Origin of the sequence: Hymenobacter segetis, from assembly GCF_038448715.1 — a bacterium.
Taxonomy (GTDB): domain Bacteria; phylum Bacteroidota; class Bacteroidia; order Cytophagales; family Hymenobacteraceae; genus Hymenobacter; species Hymenobacter segetis.
The window spans coordinates 18,836-28,232 of record NZ_JBCEVZ010000061.1 but is presented as its reverse complement, the minus strand read 5'-3'; the positions used below and the strand labels follow the sequence as shown (position 1 = coordinate 28,232).

At 61.6% G+C, this 9,397-nt stretch carries 6 protein-coding genes; all 6 read right to left on the bottom strand.

What is annotated here, in order from left to right:
• Positions 1-144 precede the first annotated feature (144 nt).
• The 6 genes from AAFH49_RS18440 to AAFH49_RS18415 all read right to left on the bottom strand — a co-directional run bounded on the left by AAFH49_RS18440 (position 145) and on the right by AAFH49_RS18415 (position 9,318).
• Positions 145-981 (bottom strand): hypothetical protein, encoded by an 837-nt coding sequence (locus AAFH49_RS18440; protein WP_342300498.1) that lies wholly within the window; start codon positions 979-981, stop codon positions 145-147.
• Between the two features lie 32 nt (positions 982-1,013).
• Positions 1,014-2,291: a tyrosine-type recombinase/integrase gene (locus AAFH49_RS18435; RefSeq protein ID WP_342300497.1), complete on the bottom strand. Its 1,278-nt coding sequence runs from the start codon at positions 2,289-2,291 to the stop codon at positions 1,014-1,016.
• Positions 2,292-2,550: 259 nt separating this feature from the next.
• A complete protein-coding gene (uvrA, locus tag AAFH49_RS18430) occupies positions 2,551-5,085 on the bottom strand; it encodes an excinuclease ABC subunit UvrA (RefSeq protein WP_342300496.1) in 2,535 nt (844 codons plus the stop codon).
• Positions 5,086-5,230: 145 nt separating this feature from the next.
• Positions 5,231-5,968, bottom strand: coding sequence for a hypothetical protein (locus tag AAFH49_RS18425; RefSeq protein ID WP_342300495.1), 738 nt, complete (start codon positions 5,966-5,968; stop codon positions 5,231-5,233).
• Positions 5,969-6,117: 149 nt separating this feature from the next.
• The gene (locus tag AAFH49_RS18420; protein ID WP_342300494.1) at positions 6,118-7,587 is read right to left on the bottom strand and encodes an NCS1 family nucleobase:cation symporter-1; all 1,470 of its coding nucleotides are present in this window, start codon (positions 7,585-7,587) and stop codon (positions 6,118-6,120) included.
• A 117-nt stretch (positions 7,588-7,704) separates the two neighbouring features.
• Positions 7,705-9,318 carry a glycerol-3-phosphate dehydrogenase/oxidase gene (locus tag AAFH49_RS18415; RefSeq protein ID WP_342300492.1) on the bottom strand — a complete coding sequence of 538 codons (1,614 nt, stop codon included), beginning with the start codon at positions 9,316-9,318 and terminating at the stop codon, positions 7,705-7,707.
• Between the last annotated feature and the right edge of the window lie 79 nt (positions 9,319-9,397).

The following is a 9,397-nucleotide window of genomic DNA, read 5'->3' as shown; positions in this document are numbered from 1 at the left end:
ACAGGGATAATTGCCTGCATTTGTATGTGTTCGCCGGGGAGTGCGCCGGTCGAGTTTTACAAAGCAAAAGCCCCTATTGCCTGCTAATGAAAAAGCCTTGTATTAGCAGGCAATAGGGGGCAATAGATGGTGCCGCAAGCCTTTTTAGGATTGATTTTCGCGCCAATTACTCACCCAGGTAGTAACCTCGGCCACTCCTTTTTTGAAAGGCTGCGAAGACGTTGAGGCAGCGTGGCCGTGGGCGGTCAGTTCGTGTTTCTGGGCCGCTTCACCAATTTCTGCATGATATGCGCTCCGAAAAGCATTAGCCCATTCTGCATCGTTGGCCGTGGAATCCATTAGACGTGCCCGCTGTAGAACCCTGTAGACAGCCGTGAACTTGCTTCGCAATCCTGCTGCTTTGCCTTCAAGATTGTTTGTTAAGCAGTTGTTTTGCGAGTCAATAAGCCGAAGCTGCTGCAATAATTGGTCTAGGTCTGATTTTGTAAAAGGAGCTATGCAAAGTTCTTCTATTGTAGTTCGGGCTGGGTTGGAAGCAGGCGCGGGGCTTTTTCCAGGGGAGGCCGAAGCCAATTCTGGTACAAACAATTCCTTTTCTAATTCTTCAAGTTGCTTGTGGGTTTTAAGCGCATTATCCAGCCTATCCCTTGTTTGCTTCAAGCCTTCTAGGCGATTTGCGAGCCTGCTGGCGTTGGCTGGAGTCACCGGGATAGTGAGCGCCCGCGCTATCTCGGTGTAATTTTCACTCTTAAGCTTTACCAACTCTCTTAGGCGTTCTAAAGCAAGGCTTTTAAAGTGTTCGGGTAGGTTAGAAAGCCTTTGCCGTAGTAGTAAACTGTCGTGCCTTTCCCACGGGAAGTTCTCATCATCCGTTCCATCTTCTAACTGTTGCCGCAACAGTGACAGTTCTTCGCGCATCGCGTCCGTAAAGAAGCTGGGATGCCGGGCCATTTCCCTTAAACCTTCATAATATCCGTACATATCTGTCAGTTATACAGTGATTTGTATGACAATTATTGAGCCTGTTCGGGCATTTCATGGAAACGGGCAAATTCTTCGGCTACTCGCTGGGGCGTGAGGTTCACGTAACGCTGAAAGGATTTGTAAGAGGTGTGGCCGGTCAGCTTCATTACAAACTCGGCGCTCATACCCTTGCCTAGATTCAGGGTTACGAAGGTTCGGCGGGCGGTGTGTACGGTCAGGCGCTCGTACTTCGGGGCCGTGGTTACATCGGCAATACCGCCCCGGTACCGGATTACCTCAATGGGCGAATCAATGCCGGCCAGCTTGCCCAATTCTTTCAGGAAGCGGTTTAGGACAGGGTTGGTAATCGGCCCATTCTTCACTGTGGCAAGTTCACCGGCCAGCAGGCGGGTTACGATTTCGAGGGCGCGGGCGCTCAGCGGCACGTTCACCACGGCGCGGGTTTTCTTTGCGGTCAGGCGCAAGTGAGCCGGAAGCGTGGCCGTGGCGGGCCGTAGGTGTTGAGGCTTAATGCTCACGAGGTCGGAGTATCGCAAGCCGCTGTAACAAGCCAACAGAAACCAGGCGCGGGCCTTTTCGAGGCGGGAGCCCACGGCAAGCGGCAAGGATTCGAGGGCCGTCAACTCGGCCGCGCTCAGGGCCATTACATCGGGCTCACGCCGCGCCCAGGTCACTTGTGTTAGCGCGGCGTTGTCAGTGTAGCCCCGTCTGGCTGCCCACTTCATAAACGATTTGAGGCGGCCCAAATGCTTGTTGATGGTGTTGTCGGTAAGCCCGGCCACGTTCAGCAAATAGGCGGCCCATCTATCGCCCACGGTAGGGGTAAGGGTTTCAAAGTCGATTGCATACCCTTGCGCCTCGCTGAATTCCCGAAGGTGCCGCCCGGCGGTGGCGTGGGCTTGTGCGGTGCGAACAGTGCCGGCGGCGCGGGTGTAGGCTACCCATTCTTCGTACCGTTGCCAGAACAACCCGCCAACCGGAACGGGTGCGGGCTCGTCGGGGCGTTCGGGGGCGGCGGCTTCGCGTAGGGCAGCGGCCGTGGGCAAGGTGCCGGTGGCTAGGCTTTCGGCATGGGTTAAAAGCAACTGCTTTTCCATATCGTTCAGCGCATCGTTCAGCAGCCCGTTTAGCTCGTTGCCCTTGCCGCGCACTTGTGCCCGCTGTTCGGCCTTTACCCACTTGTCGGGGTGGATGCTGCGGCCGGTGTAGACCTTGATGCGGTGCCGTCGGTCAATGGTCAGCAGGGCATAAATGGCCGTGGGGCGGTCTACCCCGGGCTCTTTCAGGTGAAACGATACGGTTGCCATTGCGAGTGTCTGTGGTTGCCGCTATAAATATAGGGCGTGTACCCTTATCGGGGTACACGCAAGGGTACACACTAGGAGATCTTAACCGTGTTTAGATTGATTCAGCCCGACAAGTGGAATTGTAGAAAGCCGTTTAAAGCGTGTTTGAGCTGCTTTTCCACTCGCTTGCAGTCGGGGTGGAAATGCAGGTTGCATTCCAGTCCCCGCTACATAAAAGGCCGTTTCCAATGTGGAAACGGCCTTTTTCTTTGCCCGCTGTTCAGAGAGCTTCTGCCAGAAAGCGCCTCAGATATGGCGCAGTTCGGCTGGCTTTCACCAGCGCCACCTCGGCCGGCGGGCCAGCTGCCACCACGCGCCCACCGTCCTCGCCCGCGCCGGGGCCGATATCAATTACCCAATCGGAGCCGGCCACCACGCGCATGTCGTGCTCCACCACGATGACGGTATTGCCGGCAGCTACCAGGCCTTCCAGTTGCAGCATCAGCTTTTCGATGTCGGAAGGGTGCAGGCCTGTGGTGGGCTCATCCAATACATAGAGCGTGTTGCCGCGGCCAATGTGTTGGAGCTCGGTGGCAAGCTTGATGCGCTGGGCCTCGCCGCCGCTTAGCTCAGTGGCGGGCTGGCCGAGGCGCAGGTAGCCCAGGCCCACCTCGCGCAGCACCGTGAGGGCGCGGTGGATGGCGGGCTCGTTGGCGAAGAATTCCCAAGCGTCGTCCACGGTCAGGCCCAGCACTTCGGCGATGTTGCGGTTGTGGTACTGCACTTCGAGGGTTTTGGCGTTGTAGCGCGCGCCGTGGCAGACCGGGCAAGGTGCGTACACGCTGGGTAGGAAGAGCAGCTCGACCATCACGAAGCCTTCGCCGGAGCAGTTTTCGCAGCGCCCTTTGGCTACGTTGAAGGAGAAGCGGCCGGCATCGTAGCGGCGCTTTTTGGCCTCGGGCGTGGCGGCGAACAGCTTGCGCACGTGGTCGAACAGGCCGGTGTAGGTGGCCATGTTGGAGCGCGGCGTACGGCCGATGGGCTTCTGGTCGACGCGTACCAGCCGCTTGATTTTGTCCAGACCGGCGGTGATGTGGCCGCCGAGTGTGGCTGGCGCGGGCGCGGCCAGCGGGTCGGTTTCCTCTTCTTCGGCTTCGATATTCTGGCCCAGGCTTTCGGCCACCAACTCCACCAAAACCTGGCTCACGAGGCTGGATTTGCCCGAGCCCGACACGCCCGTGACGGTGGTGAACACGCCCAGCGGAAATTCCACAGCGAGGTTTTCGAGGTTGTTGCGGGTCACGCCGGCCAGTTTCAGCCAGCCGGTGGGGGTGCGGGGGGGCGTTTCGGGCAGGGCGGGAGCATCGAAGAGGAACTGCCGCGTCTGCGATTCGAGAACGAGCCGTAGGCCTTCGGGCGGGCCGCTGTAGAGGATTTCACCGCCCTTCTCGCCGGCGGCCGGGCCCACGTCCACCAGCCAATCAGCCTGGCGGATTACGTCCAAATCGTGTTCCACCACAAACAGCGAGTTGCCCGCGCTTTTCAGGCCGTCCAGCGCCGTGAGCAACGCCTCGGTATCGGCCGGGTGCAGGCCGGCGCTGGGCTCATCGAGCACGTACACCACGCCGAATAAGTTGGAATACAGCTGCGTGGCCAGCCGCAGGCGCTGCAACTCCCCGGGCGAAAGCGTGGGCGTACCGCGCTCCAGCGACAAATAGCCCAGCCCCAAATCGAGCAGCACGGTGAGGCGCGCCGCCAAATCCTCGGCAATGCGCCGGGCCACGATGGCCTGCTCCGGGTGCTCCACATCGTGCTTCTGCTTCCCGGCTTTGCCTTCGGCGAAGGGTTGCAGCAGCGTCGCCAGCCGCTTAAGGGGCAGGCGCGACATCTGGGCAATATCCAGCCCGGCAAACTTCACCGACAGCGACTCCCGGCGCAGGCGCTTGCCGTGGCAGGTGGGGCAGTCGGAGCCCAGCATGTGCTGGGCCACGCGCTTCTTCATCAGGGCGCTTTGGGTGGTGGCGAAGGTGTGCAGCACGTACTTTTTCACGCCCGTGAAGGTGCCCATGTAGTTCGGCGGCTCGCGGCGCTTGATGGCGCGCTGGGTTTGTTCGGGCGAGTAGCCGGGGTACACCGGCAGCACGGGCTGCTCCTCGGTGAAGAGTATCCAGTCGCGGTCCTTCTGGGGCAAATCCTGCCAGGGCGTGTCCACATCAAAGCCCATGCTCACGAGGATGTCGCGCTGGTTCTGGCCGCCCCAGGCCTGGGGCCAGGCCGCAATGGCCCGCTCCCGAATGGTGAGTGTGGGGTCGGGTACCATGCTTTGCTCCGTCACTTCGTACACGCGGCCCAGGCCGTGGCAGGTGGGGCAGGCCCCCTCGGCGGTGTTGGGCGAAAAGGCTTCGGCGTAGATAATGCCCTGGCCGGCCGGGTAGTCGCCGGCCCGCGAGTACAGCATCCGCAGCAGGTTGGAGAGCGTGGTGACCGAGCCCACCGACGAGCGAGTGCTGGGCGCGCCGCGCTGCTGCTGCAGGGCCACGGCCGGCGGCAGCCCGTCAATGGCCGTCACCTCGGGCACGGCCATCTGGTGAAACAGCCGCCGCGCATACGGCGACACCGATTCAAGATAGCGCCGCTGGGCCTCGGCGTAGAGCGTGCCAAACGCCAGGCTCGACTTGCCCGAGCCCGACACGCCGGTGAACACCACCAGCGCATCGCGCGGAATGTCGACATCGATATTTTTGAGGTTGTGCTCGCGGGCACCGCGCACGCGCACGAAGCCGGAATGGGAGGTAGCAGTAGCAGGCTTGTTCATTTTCAGAATCGGGTTGTACCAGCCGTCATACGGGAATTCCGGGGGCGGCAGTACAATAACCGTTCATCGATGCCAGCCCGTGCTGAACCGTACCCCAGCTACTGATTTGGAAAAGAGCGGTTTGCAACGTGCCGATGGAGTAGCGCTAAGGCAATGGCCGCCGGGAAACGTACACAACAGCCGATTTTTCTGACTTTGCCGGGTCGTACACAGTGCCCGTGCGGTCATCGAAGCGCAGGCCGGAGGCGGTTACGTACAGGCGGTGCTGCGCATCGAGGGCGAGGTTTTTGAGGTAGTGCCGGGCGGGCAGGCGCAGGGTTTGCACCTGGCCAGCCGCATCGGTACGCAGCAAATCGGTAGCCAGCAGCGCCGTGGAATTAGCTTGGCCGGATATTGGCACCGCATTTTCTCGGATTTCGTAGCTGATGCCCACCGCGCCCACCTGCCCAAACGGCTGGGAAATGGCCCGGAGCCGGTAGTAGTTGGCATCGACGGGGTAGGCCCAAGTCTGTCCAAAGTCCGTGCTGAACTGGTCGGCTACCGTGGCCACGGACTGGCCCTGCGGGGTAGTAGCGCGGGCACTAAGCGCAAACAGGGTGTCGTTGCGCAGCAGCAAGCCATAAGTAGGCCGGCTGAATACTTTCAATGTCCGCCAGGTTTTGCCCTGGTCGGAAGTGGCGCTCAGCCGCTCGGTAGTGGCTACCAGCAGGGTTTTGTCGAGGTCGCCGATAACCGAGTAGGCCTCGTCGCCGTCCCAAGGCGTTGGAATTCGCAGCTTCACCCAATCAGGGTCTTCAGCTCCGGGAGTAGGGGTGGGGTGTTCGTTTTTCTGACAGGAAGATGCCAGCAACGCCGCGCACAGCAGTAGAAAGTTTGCTTTCATGAATGGAAGGAAGCGGAGGGAAGGGGGCGCAAGATAGTAGCGCCCGGCATTCCGCCTCTACCATCGGCAAGCCGGTATTAAGGCCATCTCAACCGCTATACCGCAGTGGAGGAAGCGTATGGAACGGCATCTACTGCTCGACTTGCAGGCTAGGCTGCCGTTTGCCCGCGCATCAGCAGCAAATAAACCAGCCCCGACACCGCGAAACCCACGAACCAAGCGTAGTTATACACCGCCACCAGCGCCGGCCACACCGTCCCCTTGTCCAGCACGCCGATGGCCGTGAGGAAGCCCGGCACGTTGGGCAGCACCCCGATGATGAGGGCGATAATCGCAGCCGGATTGAAGCCGCCGCGGTAGGCGTAACGGCCGTGGTACTGGTACAAATCGGGCACGTCGAGCTGCTGGCGGCGGATGAGGTAATAATCAACAATCATGATGCCGCCGATGGGCCCCAGCAGTCCCGAGTAGCCCACCAACCAGGTGAAAATGTAGCCCGACGGGTCGGCAATCAGCTTCCAGGGAAATATCAGTACGCCCAGCACACCGGTGATGTAGCCACCGGCCTTGAAGCTGATGCGCTCGGGCGAGAAGTTGGCGAAGTCGTTGGCCGGGCTCACGATATTGGCCGCGATGTTGGTGGCCAGCGTGCTCAGGGCCACGGCAATCATGGCGAAGCTCACCAGCAGCTTGCTGTCGAAGCGCCCGGCCAGCACCACCGGGTCCCAGATGGTTTTGCCGTAGATGATGAACGTGGCCGAAGTCACGACCACGCCCACGAACGAGAACAAGGTCATGGACGCGGGCAGCGCCAGCGCCTGCCCCAGCTGCTGCGCCCGCTGGCTCACGGCGTAGCGCGTGAAATCGGGAATATTCAGCGACAGCGTGGCCCAGAACCCAACCATGCCCGTGAGCGAGGGAAAGAAAAACGCCCAGAACGCCGCGCTGGACGTGAATTTGCTCGGCTGCGCCAAAATCGGTCCCAGCCCATGCCCGGCTGATATGGCCCACCACAGCAGCGCCAGCGCCGCCAGTGGCAGGAAAAATGCTTTAAAAACCAACAGCTTGCGAATGCTTTCGACCCCGAGGTACACCACGTACATATTCAAGGCCCAAAACAGCAGAAATACCAGCGCCGGCCCTGTGGCCAGCGCCCAGCTGGCCGGGAAAATGGCCGGCAGCGTGCCCAGTGAAGGAATCCACAGCACGGCCATCTGATACAGCGCGTAGCCCCCAATCCAGGTCTGAATCCCGAACCAGCCGCAGGCGATGATGGCCCGGAGCAGGGCCGGTACATTGGCCCCGCGCACCCCGAAACTGGCGCGGGCCAGCACCGGGAACGGGATGCCGTAGCGCGCCCCGGCCCGGCCATTGAGTAGCATGGGGGCCAGCACAATGGTATTGCCGAGGAAGATGGTGAGCAGCGCCTGCCACCAGTTCATACCGCCCTCGATGAGCGAGCTGGCCAGCATATAGGTCGGAATACACAGGCTCATGCTAATCCAGAGCGCGGCGTAGTGCCCCGTGCCCCAAGTGCGCTCGGCAAAAGGCACCGGGGCCAGGTCAAGACTAGTGAGGCCGGGGGCGGGCGTAGTGGAAGTTTCCGTAGAGGTGCTCATGCGATTATCCGTAAAAAGGCCGGGCTAATGTAGGGAAAACGCGCTGGTTTAACTCGCTGAGCCCGTTTTGATTCCTAAAATAATCGTGTTGCCTGGGCCACTGCCTACTGCCCCAGGCTAGCTGGCCAACTGGTAGCCCCGCGCCAACTCTGCAAACGCTGTCACCTGCCGGGCCTGCCAGGCGGTATCATGGCCCAATTCCCCGGCTAGCAGAGCGGCCACGGTGGGGGCCGCGCGCCGGGCGGCCGCCGCGTCCAGAAACAGCAGGCGCACGCGCCGGGCCAGCACGTCCTCCACGGTGCGGGCCAGCTCGTGGCGGGCGGCCCACACCACTTCGGCTTGCAGAAATTCAAACTGCGCATCCAGCTTTGCGCCCAGTGCGGGCACGTCTGCAATGAGTTGGCGCAGGGCCGGCTGGTCGCTGCCGTAGGCGGCCAAATGAGCCGGTGAGGGCGCTTTTTCAGCCAGTGCGCCGGCCCCGTGGATGGCCAGATGTTCCGTCTGACTGGCGGCAGGCGGCAGCCGGCCCAGGGCAATGGCCTGGTCAATAGTATCCTGGCCCATGCGGCGGTAGGTGGTCCACTTGCCGCCGGTGATGGTGATGAGGCCGCTGGCTGAAGCCACGATTTTGTGGCGGCGCGAAATCTCCTTTGTTTTACGCGAAATCTCCTTTGTTTTATTCGAGCCCGCCGTGGCTGCCGCCAGCGGGCGCAGTCCTACGAAGATGCTGAGCACGTCGGCGCGGGTGGGGGCACGGGTGAGATACTGTGCGGCGGTGCGCAGCAGGAAGTCAATTTCGGCCTCTTGGGCGCGGGGCTCCAGGCTGGCGGTGGGCACGGGCGTATCGGTGGTACCCAGTACGATGCGGCCCAGCCACGGCACGGCGAATAATACCCGGCCGTCGTCGGTGTGCGGAATCATCAGGGCCGCCGCGCCGGGCAGAAACGACTGGTCCAGCACCAGGTGTACGCCCTGGCTGGGCTGTAACAGCGGCGCGGCTTGCGGCTCGTCAAGCAGCCGGATTTCATCCACGAAAATGCCGGTGGCATTCACTACGGTTTTCGCCTTTATCTCATATTCCTGCCCGGTTTCCTGGTCGGTGGCGCGCACGCCGGCCACGTGGCCCTGGGCATCTTTCAGCAAGCCGCGCACCGGAAAGTAGTTGAGCGCCGTGCCTCCGCCTTCTATGCAGGTCTGGGCCAGGTTCACGGCCAGGCGGGCATCGTCGAACTGGCCGTCGTGGTAGAGTACGCCGCCGCGCAGGTTGGCCGGGCGTAGGCCGGGCAGCTGGCGCAGCGTTTCGGTCCGGCTGAGGTGGGTGGATGCGCCCAGGCTCAGGTGGCCCGCCAGCAGGTCGTACAGCTTCAGGCCGATGGTGTAGAACGGGCCGCCCCACCAGGTGTAATTCGGAATAATAAAAGCCTGATTATGGCACAGGTGCGGAGCGTTTTGCAGCAGCAGGCCCCGCTCGTGCAGGGCCTCGCGCACCAGTCCGATATCGCCCTGCGCGAGGTAGCGCACGCCGCCGTGCACCAGCTTGGTGCTGCGGCTGCTGGTGCCCTTGGCAAAATCGGCCTGCTCCAGCAGCAGCGTTTGGTAGCCCCGGCTGAGGCCATCCAGCGCCACGCCCAGCCCCGTAGCGCCCCCACCGATGACGATGAGGTCCCAGGTTGGAGTGGCGGTGAGTTGCTGGAGCAGGGTTTCGCGGTGGAAGGGGTTGGGGGTGGGCATGGGTGAAAATTTAAACGAAATAAGGCCGTCATGCCGAGCGGAGCCGAGGCATCTCGCGTGCCGAAGTAAACCAATCGAT